This is a genomic window from Paenibacillus sp. FSL F4-0122, from assembly GCF_038002845.1.
Classification (GTDB): domain Bacteria; phylum Bacillota; class Bacilli; order Paenibacillales; family Paenibacillaceae; genus Paenibacillus_AQ; species Paenibacillus_AQ odorifer.
Genome location: NZ_JBBODI010000001.1, coordinates 2,682,684 through 2,699,969 on the forward strand (window position 1 = coordinate 2,682,684; position 17,286 = coordinate 2,699,969).

Annotated in this window: 12 protein-coding genes; 9 read left to right on the forward strand and 3 right to left on the reverse strand. The window is 45.1% G+C overall.

The window, feature by feature from the left end; translation table 11 throughout:
• Positions 1–54: 54 nt before the first annotated feature.
• The 4 genes from MHH49_RS11480 to MHH49_RS11495 all read left to right on the forward strand — a co-directional run bounded on the left by MHH49_RS11480 (position 55) and on the right by MHH49_RS11495 (position 6,526).
• Entirely contained in the window at positions 55–441 is a 387-nt protein-coding gene (locus MHH49_RS11480) for a MarR family winged helix-turn-helix transcriptional regulator (protein ID WP_339826263.1), read from the forward strand.
• Positions 434–2,194, forward strand: coding sequence for an ABC transporter ATP-binding protein (locus MHH49_RS11485; protein ID WP_036681991.1), 1,761 nt, complete (start codon positions 434–436; stop codon positions 2,192–2,194). Before MHH49_RS11480 ends, MHH49_RS11485 begins: the two co-directional genes overlap by 8 nt.
• Positions 2,191–4,089 (forward strand): ABC transporter ATP-binding protein, encoded by a 1,899-nt coding sequence (locus MHH49_RS11490; RefSeq protein WP_076099696.1) that lies wholly within the window; start codon positions 2,191–2,193, stop codon positions 4,087–4,089. Before MHH49_RS11485 ends, MHH49_RS11490 begins: the two co-directional genes overlap by 4 nt.
• A gap of 211 nt (positions 4,090–4,300) precedes the next feature.
• A complete protein-coding gene (locus tag MHH49_RS11495) occupies positions 4,301–6,526 on the forward strand; it encodes an MMPL family transporter (RefSeq protein WP_038573692.1) in 2,226 nt (741 codons plus the stop codon).
• A gap of 610 nt (positions 6,527–7,136) precedes the next feature.
• On the opposite strand, the gene MHH49_RS11500 is transcribed toward MHH49_RS11495, so the two are convergent.
• The 3 genes from MHH49_RS11500 to MHH49_RS11510 all read right to left on the reverse strand — a co-directional run bounded on the left by MHH49_RS11500 (position 7,137) and on the right by MHH49_RS11510 (position 10,759).
• Positions 7,137–7,448, reverse strand: a complete 312-nt coding sequence (locus MHH49_RS11500; RefSeq protein ID WP_036681985.1) for an antibiotic biosynthesis monooxygenase — start codon at positions 7,446–7,448, stop codon at positions 7,137–7,139.
• 896 nt (positions 7,449–8,344) lie between these two features.
• Complete coding sequence (locus MHH49_RS11505; protein ID WP_036681981.1) at positions 8,345–9,064, reverse strand: 3-ketoacyl-ACP reductase; 720 nt, start codon at positions 9,062–9,064, stop codon at positions 8,345–8,347.
• A 147-nt stretch (positions 9,065–9,211) separates the two neighbouring features.
• Complete coding sequence (locus MHH49_RS11510; protein ID WP_341138147.1) at positions 9,212–10,759, reverse strand: FAD-dependent oxidoreductase; 1,548 nt, start codon at positions 10,757–10,759, stop codon at positions 9,212–9,214.
• A 159-nt stretch (positions 10,760–10,918) separates the two neighbouring features.
• On the opposite strand from MHH49_RS11510, the gene MHH49_RS11515 reads away from it, so the two are divergent.
• From MHH49_RS11515 to MHH49_RS11535, 5 genes are all read left to right on the forward strand, one after another.
• Complete coding sequence (locus MHH49_RS11515; protein ID WP_036681977.1) at positions 10,919–12,277, forward strand: spore germination protein; 1,359 nt, start codon at positions 10,919–10,921, stop codon at positions 12,275–12,277.
• Entirely contained in the window at positions 12,277–13,377 is a 1,101-nt protein-coding gene (locus MHH49_RS11520) for a GerAB/ArcD/ProY family transporter (RefSeq protein ID WP_036681975.1), read from the forward strand. Before MHH49_RS11515 ends, MHH49_RS11520 begins: the two co-directional genes overlap by 1 nt.
• Entirely contained in the window at positions 13,374–14,471 is a 1,098-nt protein-coding gene (locus MHH49_RS11525; RefSeq protein ID WP_340394712.1) for a Ger(x)C family spore germination protein, read from the forward strand. The genes MHH49_RS11520 and MHH49_RS11525 overlap by 4 nt, the downstream gene beginning before the upstream one ends.
• A 91-nt stretch (positions 14,472–14,562) precedes the next feature.
• The gene (locus tag MHH49_RS11530; protein ID WP_076123979.1) at positions 14,563–14,958 is read left to right on the forward strand and encodes a Fur family transcriptional regulator; all 396 of its coding nucleotides are present in this window, start codon (positions 14,563–14,565) and stop codon (positions 14,956–14,958) included.
• A 229-nt stretch (positions 14,959–15,187) separates the two neighbouring features.
• Positions 15,188–17,179 (forward strand): methyl-accepting chemotaxis protein, encoded by a 1,992-nt coding sequence (locus tag MHH49_RS11535; RefSeq protein WP_341138148.1) that lies wholly within the window; start codon positions 15,188–15,190, stop codon positions 17,177–17,179.
• The last annotated feature ends 107 nt before the right edge of the window (positions 17,180–17,286 follow it).

A 17,286-nucleotide genomic window follows, 5' to 3' on the forward strand; every position in this document is an offset into this window, starting at 1 on the left:
CGCCTGCATAAAGCTCAATGGCAAAAGGGCGTTGAGGGCCACAAGCCAAGTGAGATGACTTTAATGATATGCATTGAAAAATGGAATCATTCTGATGAAGAGGGTCTTAAGGTGTCTGAAATCAGCCGACTACTTGGATTCACTCCTCCTACCATCACGCAGCTGATTAACAGTCTTGAAGCGAAACAGATGGTGGAAAGACACGCGGATCCTTCGGACCGAAGAGTTGTACGCGTAAAATTGACGGAACGTGGAAAAGAACTCACACGAAAAGCGGAACATTATCGTGATGTGATGCTTGATAAGCTTGTACAACACTTAGGCGAAAAAGACACTAAACAGCTCACTGAGCTATTGCTTAAGGTACATGAATACGTTGAGGATAATCCACCACCTGATTGGGATAGGCTACAAATGAACGGAGATGAGAAGCTTGATTAAATTATTTAAACAACTAAAGCCTTTTAGGGTAGCTATTGGTGCTGTATTAATCCTTGTATTTTTGCAGTCCATGGGTGATTTATACCTTCCTACTCTGATGTCTGACATCGTCGACAAAGGGATCGTTCAAGGAGATCGCGCTTATATTTGGAAAATAGGTAGTTTCATGCTCATGGTTGCAGGTGGCGGTGCTTTATGTTCGGTAATTGCCAGTTACTTATCGGCAAAAGTGGCGGCTGGGTTTGGTAAAATCACGCGTGCTCGAGTCTTTAATCATGTAGAGAATTTCACTCTGCATGAATTCGATAAGTTAGGTACAGCATCTTTGATTACACGTACAACAAATGATATTACACAAGTTCAAACCGTACTTACTATGATGTTGCGCATGATGATCGGGGCACCGATGATGATGATTGGTGGTATCATCATGGCAGTATCTGAAGATGCTAAATTATCATTGATTTTTGTAGTCGTTATTCCTGTACTTGTTGGGGCGATCTTCTTTATTGGGATGAAGGGTCTGCCACTGTTTAAAGCCATTCAGATTAAGCTTGATAAATTAAACCTGGTGCTGCGTGAGCATCTGACAGGTATTCGTGTTATTCGTTCTTTTAACCGGATTGATCATGAGAATAGACGTTTCACCGAAGCTAACCGTGATCTTACGGATACAGCTATCAAGGTCAACAAAATCATGGCCGGCCTGATGCCGCTGATGATGATTGTAATGAACTTTTCTATGATTGCTATTCTTTATTTTGGTGGAATTCGAATTGGTGACGGCGATCTGCAAGTTGGGTCCCTGATGGCATTTATCCAATATGCGATGCAAATTATGTTCTCTCTGATTATGGTATCGATGATGTTCGTGTTAATTCCGCGTGCTTCAGCTTCAGCCGTGCGTATCAATGAGGTACTGGATATGCAGCCTGAATTTACAGATCCTACTGAGAGTGAACTGCATACAACAGCTCAAGCTACTAAAAAAGACGGACGCGATTCTTTACGTGGTTTTGTTGAGTTTGAGAATGTATCTTTTTCCTATCCAGGGGCAGAACAGCCTGCACTTTCGAAAATTAGCTTTAGTGCTCGTCCGGGTGAAGTTACCGCAATTATCGGGGGTACCGGATCGGGTAAATCTACGCTGCTTAGCCTGATTCCAAGGTTCTATGATGTTAATGAAGGTGCTGTACGCGTAGACGGAGTGGATGTGCGTGAGATGACACAGGAAGAGCTGCGGAGCAAAATCGGTTACATCCCTCAAAAAGCAGTATTGTTCTCGGGTACGATTAATGAGAACATCCGCTACGGTAAAGAGGATGCTACGGATGAAGAAATCATTCATGCATCCAAGGTGGCTCAAGCCTACGATTTCGTATCCGCGATGAAGGATGGGTTTGACTCGGAAATTGCCCAAGGCGGGAATAACGTCTCTGGTGGTCAGAAACAGCGGTTGTCCATTGCTCGGGCGCTTGTGAGAAAACCTGAGGTGTATCTGTTCGACGATAGCTTCTCAGCTCTTGATTTCAAGACAGATGCCAAACTTCGCGCGGCTCTCAAAGCTGAAACTACGGAATCCACCGTATTGATCGTAGCTCAGCGGGTTAGCACCGTTATGGATGCGGACCGGATTATTGTAATTGATGAGGGTGAAATTGCTGGAATGGGCACTCACCGTGAACTGCTCGAGAGCAGTGATGTGTACCGCGAGATCGTATCCTCGCAGCTGTCAGAGGAGGAAATAGCATGAGCGAACAAAACAGAGAACATAAGCCTGCAGCTCCCCGCGGCCATAAAGGTCCGGGTGGACCGGGTGGCGGTCCTGGAATGAGGATGCCGGCAGAAAAGGCTAAAGATTTTAAAGGTACACTTCGTCGCTTGATCAAATATTTACGCCCACGTATGGTTCAATTGATTATTGTACTAATTATGGCGATTGCCAGTACGGTGTTCAGTATCTTCAGTCCGAAGGTTATGGGTAAAGCTACAACCAAACTGTTCGAAGGTGCTTACGGCAAATTGATGGGTGTAGAGGGTGCCTCCATTGATTTTGGATATATTAATGATATTCTGATCCTGCTCGCGGGATTGTATCTGCTTAGTGCTTTGTTTAGTTACATTCAGCAATATGTAATGGCTGGAGTAGCGCAGAAGGTAGTTTATGACATGCGTGAGCAGATCAACAGCAAGCTGGAGCGTTTACCTTTAAAGTATTTTGACTCCCGTACACACGGGGAAATTCTCAGCCGTGCTACGAATGACGTGGATAACATCAGTACCACGTTGCAGCAAAGTTTAACGCAGCTGATTACCTCAATCGTCACTATTATTGGTGTTATTGTGATGATGCTTACCATCAGCCCATGGCTGACTTTAATCACGATTACTACGTTGCCACTCAGCTTTATTGTGATTATGGCGATCTCCAAACGTTCGCAGACTTATTTTGTGAGACAGCAGAAATCGCTTGGTCAGTTGAATGGTCATGTAGAGGAAATGTATACAGGGCACCGGATTATTAAAGCTTTCGGCCGCGAACCGCAGTCGCTTAAAGATTTTGATGAAATAAACGATAAGCTATATGATTCTGGCTGGCGCTCCCAATTTATGTCGGGTATGATTATGCCGCTTATGATGTTTATCGGTAACTTGGGTTATGTGCTTATCTGTGTTGTGGGTGGTATTTTTGTTACTAAAAAAATGATTGATGTCGGGGATATCCAAGCCTTCATTCAATATTCACGTCAGTTCACCCAGCCGATTGCACAAACGGCTAATATTGCTAACATTATTCAATCCACCATTGCTTCCGCAGAACGTGTATTTGAACTTCTGGATGAAGAAGAGGAAGTCAAAGAAGTTAATACTACACTTGTGAAGCTTGATGAAGGTGCTCCGGAAGGCTCCGTTGAGTTCCGTCATGTGAAATTCGGATATAAAGAGGATGCTATTCTGATTGAGGACATGAATATTGAGGTTAGTCCAGGTCAGACTATAGCTATTGTCGGTCCTACTGGTGCTGGTAAAACCACTTTGATTAACCTGTTGATGCGCTTCTACGAGCTTAACGACGGGGAAATTATCATTGATGGCGTCAACATTACCGATATGAAACGGAGTGACCTACGCAGTAAATTTGGTATGGTGCTTCAGGATACCTGGCTCTTCAACGGTACGATTCGTGATAACATTGCTTACGGTCGTGAAGGTGCATCAGAAGCTGATGTGGTGCGGGCGGCCAAGGCTGCGCATGCTGATCACTTTATCCGCACACTTCCGCTTGGCTACAATACGGTGTTAAATGAAGAAGCTTCTAATATTTCACAAGGACAGAAGCAGTTGATTACTATTGCTCGCGCTATTCTTGCTGATCCATCGATCCTCATTCTTGATGAAGCAACGAGCAGTGTCGACACACGGACTGAATTGCTGATTCAAAAAGCGATGAATGCGCTGATGCAAAACAGAACAAGCTTCGTTATTGCCCACCGTCTCTCGACGATTCGTGATGCGGATCTCATCCTTGTCATGAACCAAGGTAGTGTAATCGAGAAAGGCAACCACGAAGAACTGCTGGCACAAGGCGGATTCTATGCGGATCTCTATAACAGTCAGTTCTCTGAAGGGGATTTGGACGTAGGCTAAATTGAAGTGAAGAAAAAAGTATAGTTAATCATAAACCCCTCTTTTCACATGATGCTGATTTTTTATGTGAAGAGAGGGGTATTTTATATGTGATGAGGTGCTTTAATTTTTCTGAAAAATAAAAAAAGTTTGATTAAAAATTAAAGCATATATATGATAGAATAAAAAATGACCCGCGGCTCATTTTTAAGGCTGCAAGGTAAAGGAGAGGATGAAGGGAATGTCAGGCTACGGAAAATGGGTGGCAGGAAAAAAGACGAAGTGGATTACTCTTCTCGTATGGATAGTGCTTGTAGGTGCACTTACCCTGTTATGGCCTGCAGTGAATTCTCAGGTTGCTAATAATGCGCCTAACCTCCCAGATGATTCACAATCGGTACAGGCAGCAGCTATTGCAGAGCAAGAATTCCCTAGTGGAAGTGGAGTGCCTGCGCTGCTCGTATGGCATAGAGAAGGCGGGCTTTCACAAGATGATTTAGTACATATCACTGCTGTGTACAAGAAGTTGGAGCAGCAACCATTGCCCCATCAGAATTTTGTTCCACCATTAGGACAACTGCCGCCACAAGCATTACAAGCCTCGTTATCTGAGGATCTTAGTACGCTGGTAACCCCAGTGCTTTTTGATAAAACGGCAGATAGTGATCAGCTCGGCGAAGCTGTGACAGAAATGAAGAAGATCATAAACACGGAGACGGGCGGAGACCCCTCTGCTGCTAAGGTAGATGGAAAAGACCTGAGTTTACGTGTTACAGGTCCAGTGGGCATCTCCATAGATGCTACAGGGCTGTTCAAAAACGCAGACGTTTCCTTGTTAATTGCTACGGTTATGCTTGTGCTGGTGTTCTTATTGGTGATCTATCGTTCGCCGATATTGGCGTTTATTCCGCTTATTGCGGTTGGGTTCGCTTATGGCGTAACTAGCCCGATTCTTGGAAAAATGGCGCAAGAAGGCTGGATCACAGTGGATTCACAGGCGATCTCGATTATGACCGTTTTGTTATTCGGAGCTGGTACGGACTATTGTCTGTTCCTGATTTCACGGTTCCGGCAGTTGTTGAAGGTAGAGGAGAGCAAGAGTCGTGCCCTTCTTCGCTCCATTACCGAATCTTCAGGTGCAATTGCTATGAGCGGCTTCACCGTCGTGCTCGCGCTGTTCGCATTATTGCTGGCTAAGTATGGAGCTTATCATCGTTTTGCCATTCCATTTAGCGTGTCGATCTTCATCATGGGAATTGCCAGTCTAACCCTCGTACCAGCACTGTTGGCGATCTTCGGACGGACCTCGTTCTTCCCATTCATTCCGCGCACACCGCAAATGGAGGTAGAACGGGCTAAGGCTAAAGGCAAACCTGTTCCTGAACCCAAGGTTTCCCGTAAAAAGGGCATTGGCGGCTTGGTAGTAACCCGGCCTTGGGCTATCGTAGGTGTGACCGTTATCGGCCTGGGGATTCTGGCTTCATTCTCCAGTGGCATCAAATTCACGTATGATATCCTATCCTCTTTTCCTAAAAATATGGAGTCCCGCGAAGGGTTCGACCTTATTGGCAAACAGTTCTCCCCCGGAGAATTGGCTCCAGCGAAGCTGATTATTGATACCCAAGGAAAAGCGAGTGGAGAGGATCTAAAGGTCATTCTTGGCGGACTTACCTATGTGGACACGGTTTCCGATCCGCAGCAGGGGGCAGTAAACAAAGATATTGTTGGTTTTGATATTGAATTTAAAAGCAATCCTTATTCACTAGAAGCGATGGGGCATATTCCTACCCTTCTTGATACCGCAGAGCAGGCATTAATCGATGTAGACGTTGCGAACCCTGCGGATCATGTGTGGGTAAGCGGACAGACGGCAACACAGCACGACACTAAAGAGATTGGAGATCGGGATACCGATCTGATTATCCCCGTGGTGATCGGAATGATCACCTTACTGTTGTTGATATATCTGCGTTCAATAGTGGCCACCATCTATCTGGTCGGCACCGTTATTCTCTCCTTCTTCTCAGCGCTTGGCTTAGGCTGGATTATCATTCACTATGTGATGGGAGCAGATGCCATTCAGGGAGCGATCCCACTGTATTCCTTTGTTTTCTTGGTGGCACTTGGAGAAGACTACAACATCTTCATGATCTCGAATATCTGGAAAAAGCGTAAAACCATGCCGCTTAAGCAGGCTATCGCGGAAGGTGTGAATGAGACCAGCTCGGTAATTACCTCTGCCGGCCTCATTCTGGCAGGTACATTTGCTGTATTGGCAAGCTTGCCGATTCAGGTGCTTGTGCAGTTCGGTATCATCACCGCTCTTGGTGTTCTGTTGGATACCTTCGTGGTTCGTCCGTTCCTTGTACCAGCTATTACGACGCTCTTTGGTCGTTGGTCGTTCTGGCCGGGTAAACATCAAGAGGTGGAGACTCCTCAGCCAGATGTAAGTAAATAATGAGTTTATAAACAACAAACAGGGATGTCCCCGAGCCATATTGGCTCCGGACATCCCTGTTTGTTTAGTCTTAGGTCCAGGACATCGCTGGATAATAGTGCTGCTTGTACCAACTAATTGAACTGTATCTAATAGGCTAATCAATAAGTCTGCTGGACGATAATTACTCTAAGTTTTTACTGTAGCAATTAGCATTTAGAAGCGATAACTGTGTTAATTAGCCCGCTGCATTGGTTAGCCAAGAGGTAAAGCCAATTCGTCTGCTACATGAGTTTATCTAGTGGTAATAGCCAATTAGCGCGCTGTATTGGCTAGCCCGGCGGTAAGAGTTAACTAGCGCGCTGCATTGGTTAACCAAGAGGTAAAGCCAATTCGTCTGCTACATCAGTTAATCTAGTGGTAATAGCCAATTAGCGCGCTGTATTGGCTAGCCCGGCGGTAAGAGTTAACTAGCGCGCTGCATTGGTTAGCCAGGAGGTAAAGCCAATTAGCTCGTTGCATCGGTTAACCTAGCAGTAATAGTTAATTAGTTACTGTGCTTATCGGGCAACAATCCCGTACACACTGCTGGTCCAATCTAGCTACAACTCCGATTGGTTAGTCCTAATACTTAGTTACCAGGCGTGCGGCTGATCATTAGCTCATATTTATCGATGGAAGCACCCAGGATTGCGTCATTACCACCAGCACCACGGTGCGACTGACGGAAGGACTCGCTGGAGGTCCAGCCTTTGAACGCATCCTCATTCTCCCATACGGTGCAGATTTTTAATTCCTCGATACCTTCTTTGGCATTTCCGCGCCATACCTCCATACGTACAAACCCAGGCATATCCTGTACACCATTATTTCCTCCGAAACGTTGAGCAATAGCTTCGCCATGACCTTCTTTTACTTTAATAGTATTAGTTACTACCAGCATGATAGATAAACCTCCGATCAGAAAGTTAGTATATTCTCAGGACATTGTGAATCGAAATAATATAACATGAGAACCTTGGAAATTAACATCAAGACCTCAAGGTAACATCGTGATTCTCAAAAGCACATTACACCCGAAAGTACGGAGCAATGGTATATGACACAAGGCACAAGACACAAGGACAAGGCGCAAGGTACAAGGTACAAGGTACAAGGCACAGAACACAATACACAAACCACAAACCAACTAACAAAATAAAAGACCACCCCAAAAGACACAAGAACGCGGGCGCTTAATTGCACTTTGTACACTTAAATTATCCGTCACACCAGAAACGATCGAATAAGTGTATTCTCTGCAACTAATTTGTGCGAATCTGGTGAATCGACGAGAATAGCCTTCTTTTAACTGTATAGAGTGCAATTAAAATATGATTTATCCTCTAATTACGCTGAATAGATGTACAAAGTGCAACTATTATCTATTTAAACGTTAAGTATTGTGCAAACTCAGGTACCTGCCAAAAATCAAAGTGTCTACTGCAAGTAAAGTGGCTACAGCAAGTAAAGTGTCTATCGCATTCTGTACAATAGAATCAAGCCCCAATCGCCTAAAAGGAGGGGAGCCACTAAATTGATTGCACAAAGTGCAATCACCCAAGACCTCATCCTCGTCTAGAGCGATTCTATTGTACAAAGTGCAATTAGATAACGGAGCAGAGCAAGCCTGAGGCGTTATCCCGCACAAAGTGCAATCACCCAAGGTTTCACCCTCGACTAGTGGGATTCTATTGCACTAGTGCAATCACCCAAGGCTTCGCCCTCGTCTAGAGCGATTCTATTGCACAAAGTGCAATCACCCCAGATCATCCGGCTCCCTACGCGTCCAGTGCAATTTTATTGCGGATTGGTGGTCCATAGTCCTGCTGTTTTTAGGAAGACGCGATCCGGCAGCTTCAAAGCTGTCAGTGCCAATTCAGCAACATCTTCAGGTTGCATCATGCGGTCTTCGTCACCGATTTTAAGTCCAGCATTGGAAGCTAGGCCAGTGTTCACGGTGCTTGGAGTCAAGGCTACGACGCGGATATTGTGTTTGCGCACTTCTTGTGCGAGGGCTTCGGTCATGCCCATGAGAGCGAACTTGGATGCGCAGTAAGCAGAGCCTGTCGCGAAGCCGCGTTCTCCGGCTGTGGATGAAATATTGATGATATTTCCGCCATTTTTCTCAATCATCGCAGGCAGTGCAGCACGGGTTACGTAATAAGTACCGTAAAGATTAACTTGGATGTGGCGCTCCCAGTCTGCAGGGTCCATTTCTACTAAAGTGCCGAATTTTGCAATCCCGGCATTGTTGATTAATGCATCAAATGCTCCAAGCTCATTTTGCAGGGAAGCAACAGCACGTTCAGCTTCTTCACGTACGGCGATATCGGCCACGGCAATGCTGACTTTAACATCATATACTTCCGTTAAGGCTGATTTTAACGCTTCGAGATCACCTGAAGTTCTGGAGATCAGGCCTAAATTAGCACCTTCCTTAGCCAGTGCCATAGCCAAGGCTTTTCCGATCCCTTTGCCTGCACCAGTAATTACAACACTCTTTCCTCTCAAATCCATCTCTATCGTCACTCTCCTTCAAACTTTTTTGAAGCAGCTGCTTCATTCAAGTCTTATTATACCTGAATGCTATAGGGCAATTACAATCGCCCCTAAGAAAACGGGTTGCGAATTTCATGAAACCGAACGCCTTTTTCATGAAAAGTATTATTCATGGAGTTTCGTCAGCGGTACCGAAGCTGGGCCCTCTAAAACCTCGCCATCGTAGGAGAAGCGGGAACCATGGCAAGGGCAATCCCAAGAGCGATCCCCGTTGTTCCATTCGCATTCACAGCCCATATGGGTGCAGGTTCTATCCACCAGATGAAGTTTACCTTCTGGATCCTTATAAGCTCCTACACGTTTGCCATCATGGAACACAACGGCTCCTTCGTCAGCTTCCAAATCAGTTGTCTTTTTATGGACGATTTCCACTTTGCCCGCCACGAGCTCTTTTGCCACATTGGCATTTTGCACGATGAAGTTTTTTAGGCTGGTGCCAGCTTTGAAGCGGGACGGATCGTACAATTCGGTATACGGATTATCTTTGCGCTGAATCTGATCCGAGATGATCTGTGCGGCCAGCGTACCGCTTGTCATGCCCCATTTTCCAAAACCTGTGGCGATATAAATCTCTGCGTTGTCCGAAATCTTGCCGATGTAGGGCACTCTGTCTAAGGTGATTAAATCCTGTGCTGCCCAGCGGTAAGGGATTGTTTTGATGCCGAGCAGATTTCCTGCGAATAGCTCCAAATTCTCATAATGTCCTATCGTACAGATGCCTTGGCCTGTCTTATGATTGTCTCCCCCGACAATGACCAGATTCATGCCTTCCCACTCTACTGCACGCAGAGAACGGGTGGGTTCGCTTGCGCTTAGATACATTCCACCCTCAAAATCCGTTTCAGGCTGGATCGCCAGACAGTAGGAACGTTCAGCATGCAGCCGCGAGAAATATAATGCTCCTCCATCGTAGAAGGGGAAATGAGAAGCTGAAACGGCGTAGCGGCAGGTGATCCGATACTCGTCCTTTTCAGTAAAAAGCGTAAGCTTATCGTTCTTCTCCACCTTATCTGCCATCATCGTATGCTCATAGATTACGCCACCTTTATCCTGAATGACCTTCAGCAGGCCCTTCAGATATTGCAGCGGGTGAAAGCGGGCTTGCCCTGGTAATTTAATGGCACCACTGGCCATCAGAGGGATAGAGACGTTATCTAGCCACTCTCCGGGCAGACCCAATTGTTCATAGGCTTTATACTCTTCCTCCAGTTGTTTAAGCGTCTTATGATCTTCAGCATCCGCGTACAGAAAAGCCGCCTCATGTTTCATGCCGCAGGATACTTCAAGTTCCTCAGCCGTATTCTGGATCCAATTCATAGCCTCGCTGTTTGAACGATAATAGAGCCGGGCTTGCTCATGCCCAAAATGCTTTATCAAATGATGATAGATTAACCCGTGCTGTGCTGAGATTTTTGCACTGGTAAAACCCGTAGTGCCACTTAGAATTTCCCCTGCTTCCAAGAGCGTGACTTTGTAGCCTGCTTTGCTGAGGAGATAGGCTGTTGTAATGCCTGTAATTCCACCGCCTACCACTGCCACATCTGTAGAAATATCTTCAGCCAGCTTTGGAAAAGTCGGTAAATCCGTGGTATCTCTCCATAATGATTCCGGAAATTGTGGAAGACTTTGCGTTATCTTACGGTTTGGGTCCATCTATTATCCCTCCATCTGTACAATCCTCATCTCATTTATTACCACAGTCCTGTGAAAAGAAACTCCCCGTTCAATTGTGCAGTGCATGAATTCAAAGAAACAGTGCCAAAATAAGGGGGGATCCGGGACGTAAAGGACAAATAGGAGGGATGATGTTCCATGTCAGTTCAACAGGATAAGGACAATATTTCTCTGGAATGGATCAAAGACCAGCTGAACGGGTTCGCGGATTTAATCGATAAAACGAGCGTTGCCCCTTTTGGGCAAATCAACCTGCTCTATATCAAAAGCGTTACAGATGCGCAGACACTCAGCCGCCACGTGATTGCGCCGTTTTATGAAATGGAGAGTATTAGCGCTTATCAGGATTACATTATGACTTATCCGGGCACTGAAGAGGCGACTACGAGAGAGAAGGCGATCGACCTTTTGCTCAGTGGTTATGTGCTTCTGGGTATAAAAGATGTGATTTATTTCTTCGATGCTATGAGTACGGAGAGCAGCGGTGTTAGTGAAACGTCTGCCGAAAGTATTTCACAGGGGCCGTCAGATGCACTGACAGAGGATATAGCGATTAATTTGAACATGATTCGGCGGCGTTATCAATCCACTAATCTCAAAATGGAGACCATGGTCATCGGCGATGTCTCTAAAACAAAGATAGCTATTTTATACGATGACAGTCGTGTTGACTATAACGTTTTAAAAGAATTAAGGGAGAAGATGGGGACGCTAAAGGTTGATATTTTGCAGGCTGCAGGAGAACTTGAGAAGTTTATAAGCAGTGACAAATTAAGAATACTCCCTAAGTCCATCATCACCGAAAGACCGGATAGAGTGGTGTTTAATTTGTCTGAAGGTAAAGTAGCGATAGTGCTGGATACAACCGGTTATGCGATAGTGCTGCCTTCTATTTTTAATGACTTCTTTACATCCATGGATGATAAAATACAGTTTCCTATCGTGGGGCGTTTTCTAAAGCTGCTTCGGATTATCGGTGTGTGCATGACGTTGTGGCTGCCTGCGCTCTACGTAACACTCACCTCGTATAACCCAGAGATTATTCGTGTGCAGATTGCCTTGCTTATTGCGGGCAGTCGTGCGACTGTGCCTTATCCATCTTTTGTGGAAGTGCTTTTAATGCTCATGATGATGGAGTTTCTGACTGAAGCGAGCTTACGGCTCCCCAAGGCAATTGGTCCAACGGCAACGACGGTAGGAGGGCTTATCTTGGGGCAGGCAGCGACGGCAGCAGGACTTGTAGGGAATATCATGATCATATTGGTTTCTGCTGTTGCGATATCCAATTTTCTAATTCCGCTGAATATGATGAGCTTGTCCATACGAGTGCTGAAGTATATTTTTCTTATTGCCGCAGCTTTTTTAGGATTGGTTGGGGTAGTGGTCTGTGTCGTGGGATTCGCCATGTATTTATGCAAACAGCGCAGCTTCGGACGACCTTATTTCAGATTGTTTTTTCTCGATAATCTCGGCAAGAAGAAGGGTGGAGAGCATTGATGGCCAAAAGCCGTTATTTCTACTGTCTTTTTCTGATGAACAGCTTGATCAACATCATTAATTTTGTTCCAAGGGAACTAATAGACAGACGTTTTGGTGGTGCTTTGATGTCCATCCTAATCGGAACGATCTTGGGCACTTTGTTTGTCTATATATTTACTGTACTGATTGCTAAATTCCCCGGCAAGGGGTTTCCGGAAATATTTGACTCCTTGCTTCCTAAGAAGTTAGCCAGAATCTTATTGGTCCTTTTTGCTGGCTTATGGTGTGTGGCCGGGGGAGTTACATTGCTTTCTTTTGTAGATATCACGCTGCGGTTTATCAGTCCCGATTCGAGTCCTTATACGGTTGTGATCAGTTTTTTAGTCTTGGTCTGCATCTGCTGTCGCTTCGATTCTTTATCACTCTTGTATGGGCTTGAAATCATTCTCAGCGTATCCTTACCGTTAATTATTTATGGCCTCGTAAAAGCGTTGACCAATCCGGACTTCAATTGGGATTCTGTTTTGCAGGTCACTACATACTTCTGGCATAAGCCGGACCTAATGAGCCTTGCGGCGGCTACCTTTTCGTTTAGCGGTTACTTAAACCTGGCCATATTTAATCGGGTATTTCATGGGCTGAAGCTGAAGCATGCCTGGATTTTAGGGGTGGAGGGTCTTTTCGTACTGCTCTTGACTTTCTTAGTTCCCATCGGATATTTCGGAACCGTTGCTATTGATAGGCATGTGTATACATGGTTCTCGACGGCCGACAGTATTCGGATGGAATCCTTTATTATTGAACGGATGCTGTTTATTTTTTATTTTACCTATTTAAGTTTATCTCTGGTGAGTGTAATTGTTCATTGGCATGGAGGTTTAGAGCTTTTTAAAGGTGCCCTTTCATCTGTAAAAAAACAGTCCCCAAAAGCAGAGCACTGGAAAGAGTGGGGCATTCTAGGCTTGTTTAGTGCGATGGTTCTGTCCTTAATGGGGCTGGATCAATATCAACTTAATATGTTTGGTGCCTGGTTTCTGCAAATTCGCTGGTTTGGTGAGATGTTCATCATCGCTCTGCTGTTTTATTGTTATCGCAAAGTTAGGAGGGGGAAGCTATGAGAAGAGTACTTGCTGGAATTGGGATTACCTTACTCCTGCTTCTCCCCGGTTGTGACTTCAAGGAAATTGATTTGCGGATTTTTGTGCTAGCGATCGGCGTTGATGAAGGTACAGAAGAAGGGAATTTTAAGATTAGCTTGAAGCTTGCTATCCCTCAGGGGGATGTCACCAAGATTGATGAGAAGATGCAGATCTTGACGGAGGAGTCTCCAAGCATTTCGGAAGCCCTCCGTAGAATGAAATCCAGAGTGGAAAAGGAGCTTGATTACTCCCATTGTAAATCAATTATTTTGGGGGAAGGGGTTGCCCATAAAGATATTCTCCATGTTATGGACTGGGCTGTGCGACGTAGAGATATCCAGCTTATTGTCAATTTTGCAATAGGGCGTCCGGAAGCACTTCAAGTGCTGAAGGTAAGACCCGAATCGGAGCGGATTCCATCGAATTCTCTTATTCTGGCTATGAGTGGACAAGGCACGGAGTCTCCATTTATTTCTAGTGTGTATTCCTTTCAGCTGATGAGAAATATCTTTGAGGAGGGGATTGATCCAATCCTGCCGATTATCGAGGCTAAAGGGGATAAGGAGTTTTTAATTGATAAAATTGCTCTGCTGAATAACGAGAAAATCAAAATGGTTCTTACGCCCAACGAAACCCGGCTATATAATCTGTTATCACGCCCGAATCTGCGAACCAACTTACCCGCCCATTCCGAAGGCATTATGTATCAATACTACACAGAGAGATCATCTTCAGACTACAAAATCCTGACTCCAGAGCATGGGAAAGCTACTATTCGTTATCGTATTAAGATAAAAGGTATTCTCGAAGAGAGCAGTAGCCCCGATTTGGTGACACATCACATGTTGAAGAAGATCCAGGAAGCCGGGGAAAAGGAATTGGAAGCGGATATCTTAGCATTGCTGACCAAAATTCAAGCCAGTGGCCTAGATCCCTTTGGTTGGGGGCTGCATTATGGAGCAAGGCATTTTAATAACGATACGGAAATGAAAGTGTGGAAGGGGCTCTATTCAGATCTTAAATTTGAGATTAAAGCAGACGTGAATATTAAATATTCAGGGATGATCAAGTAGCTGGGAAAGTAAGGTGTGGATAAAAATGGGATTGACGTTCCCATTCACAAGATTTATACTTGATCTAAAAATAAGTTAGAGGATGATAGTAATGAAAAGTCTAAATTTGACCTCCCAACGTCAAGCCGTTTACGATATCGTCCTTAATTCACATGACCATCCTACTGCTGCGGAAGTAATGAATCGGCTAGTAGAGCAGGGACATAGCTTAGCATACGGTACGGTATATAACTCTCTGCGTTATCTTTCAGATAAACAAATGATTCGTGAGCTTAAGCTTGGTGAAGCTGCTAGCAGATATGACGCACGTATGGATGATCACCAGCATATCATTTGTGAGGTTTGTGGAGCAGTGGATGAGGTTATGAATCAAGTTCCGCGTGAATGGATGAATACAGTGGCCAAGGATACCGGTTATACCATTGGTCATGCTCATGTAGTATTCGGGGGCGTCTGCCCAAACTGTAAGAACAAAAAGAATAATTAGGATAGAGGTGCCGGAGCCTGTGCTGCGGTAATAATATGTATATCCGGAGAGACCGCTTTCATTGAGGCGGCCTTTTTTGTTGCATTTATATGACAATTCTCAAAAAAAATGAGAAAAACAAAGAAAGATAGGAGGAAAATCGGTTCCTAAAACAGATTTTAAATTATATATTAAGTCTGGTAAATGTATCCTTGCCTAAGACTCAGATGAGAGAGAGATGATGACGTCTATGAAAAAAAATGCGGGTATGACTATCCGTACCAAGTTAATTCTTACATACCTAATAATACTGCTGCTGCCCAGTATTATAATAGGCTGGCGAACCTATCAAGCTGCCAGCCAGGAAGTGGAAGATCAACTGGTGAACAATGCTACCGAAAGTGTGTTGGCCGTAAATGAAATCATTAACTCTAATATTCAATCCAAAATAGATGCGATTTCTTATTTTGCCGCGGAGTTTTCATCTGAGGGGATCAACAGTGAGGGATCTGGGGGGACTTCCTCTGCTGTAAAAGCCAGACTGAAGGAATATGTGGCGCTGCATCCGGATGTACTGGACATTTATGTGGGTACAAGCAATGGCAAGGCTATTCATGCTTTAGATGCTAAGCTGCCAGAGGGTTATGATCCAAGGCAGGAAAGCGCCTATATTAATTCTCTGAAGCAAGGAAAAGGGGCAGTGATTTCTCCGGCTTTTCAAACCGTAAATAAAGAAACCGCGATTGCGATATCAACGGTTCTTAAGGGCGGTGATGGGGTGATCACAATGAATCTCAACCTGTCTACTTTAGGGGAGCTGACCTCAATTAAGGTAGGCAAGGAAGGTTATATCCTCATCGTTGATAACAGCAAGAAGTTTCTAGTTCATCCTACAGAGGCTATCGGGCAGGAATCGTCAGATGATTTTGTAAAGAAAATGTTCGAGAAAGAACAAGGGGTCTTCGATTATGTCTTCAAGGATACGTCCAAAAAGATGACCTTTATGGTCAATGAACTGACGGGTTGGAGAATCGGAGGTACGATCAGCATTGATGAGGTTAACTCAGCAACTAGTGGAATTCGCGATACAGCTCTGCTTGTTATTGTAGTTTCCGTTCTGCTTGCGCTGGTTGTGATCTATTTTAATATTCAATCGATTTTGAGACCGCTTTTCCGGCTGCGGAAAGCAACTGCGGTGATAGCCAAAGGTGATCTGTCGGAAGACATGGGTGTTTTCCGTAAAGATGAAATAGGGCTGCTGGCAGAGAATTTTCAATTAATGGTGATCAGCTTGCGCGAGATGATCATTGGCGTGCAGGAGATGACAAGCAATGTATCCTCCTCAGCGGAAGAACTGACGGCTAGTGCGGATCAGACTGCCCAAACGATTGAGCAGGTGACCATAGCGATTCAGGACGTAGCGGCAGGGACGGAGCGACAGGTGGTTAGTGTACGAAAAGGAATGGAGAGCACTGCCGCTACAGCTAGTGAGGTCGAGCAGATTTCCACATATATGGAGCAAGTATCCACAATGATGGACAAGACTTCACTCTCAGCATCAGAAGGTAATGATTCGGTTATCAGCGTGGTGGACAAAATCAATGGTATCCATGAAACGGTCGGAGAGCTGGGCAGTGTAATTGACAAGCTGAATGAAAGAACCAGTCAAATTGAGGGCATTGTTGGTGTCATCACCGGGATTGCCCGCCAGACCAACCTGCTGGCCCTCAATGCTTCCATTGAGGCAGCCAGAGCCGGGGAACAAGGGCGTGGATTTGCGGTGGTTGCTGCCGAGGTGCGTAAGCTGGCAGAGGAATCAGAGAGATCCGCACATTTGATTGCCGAACAGATTACCGCTATTAATAGTGAAATGCTGCTGGTAACTCATACGATGGAAGACACCAGACAGCGCGTATCCGAAGGTATTGAGGCTGTGGATACTTCCGGACGTTCTTTCTCTCGTATCCGAAGAGCAGTAAAGAGTGCCGCGGAGAAGATTGAAGCCATGGGTGGGGTTGTGCAGACTTTATTGGTGGAATCTAATGATATGGAGAAGGCTATTGGGGAAATTCGCGGCATATCGGAAGAGGCGGCTGTGAATACGGAAACTATCGCAACTGCCGCACAAGAGCAGCTTGCTTCTGTAGAGGAGATGGCATCCTCGTCTACCGACCTTAGCCGTCTTGCAGAAGAACTGCAGAAGCTGGCGAGCCGCTTTAAGATAAACGCTTCTGGTAATTAGATTGATTTCTGATAGGAGAACCGTGCTTTTTATCTTCCCTTTTGAACTCCTTTGCAAGTATACTGATAAACAATAATGTTGGGTTAGGCAATGGAGAGAGGAGAGAT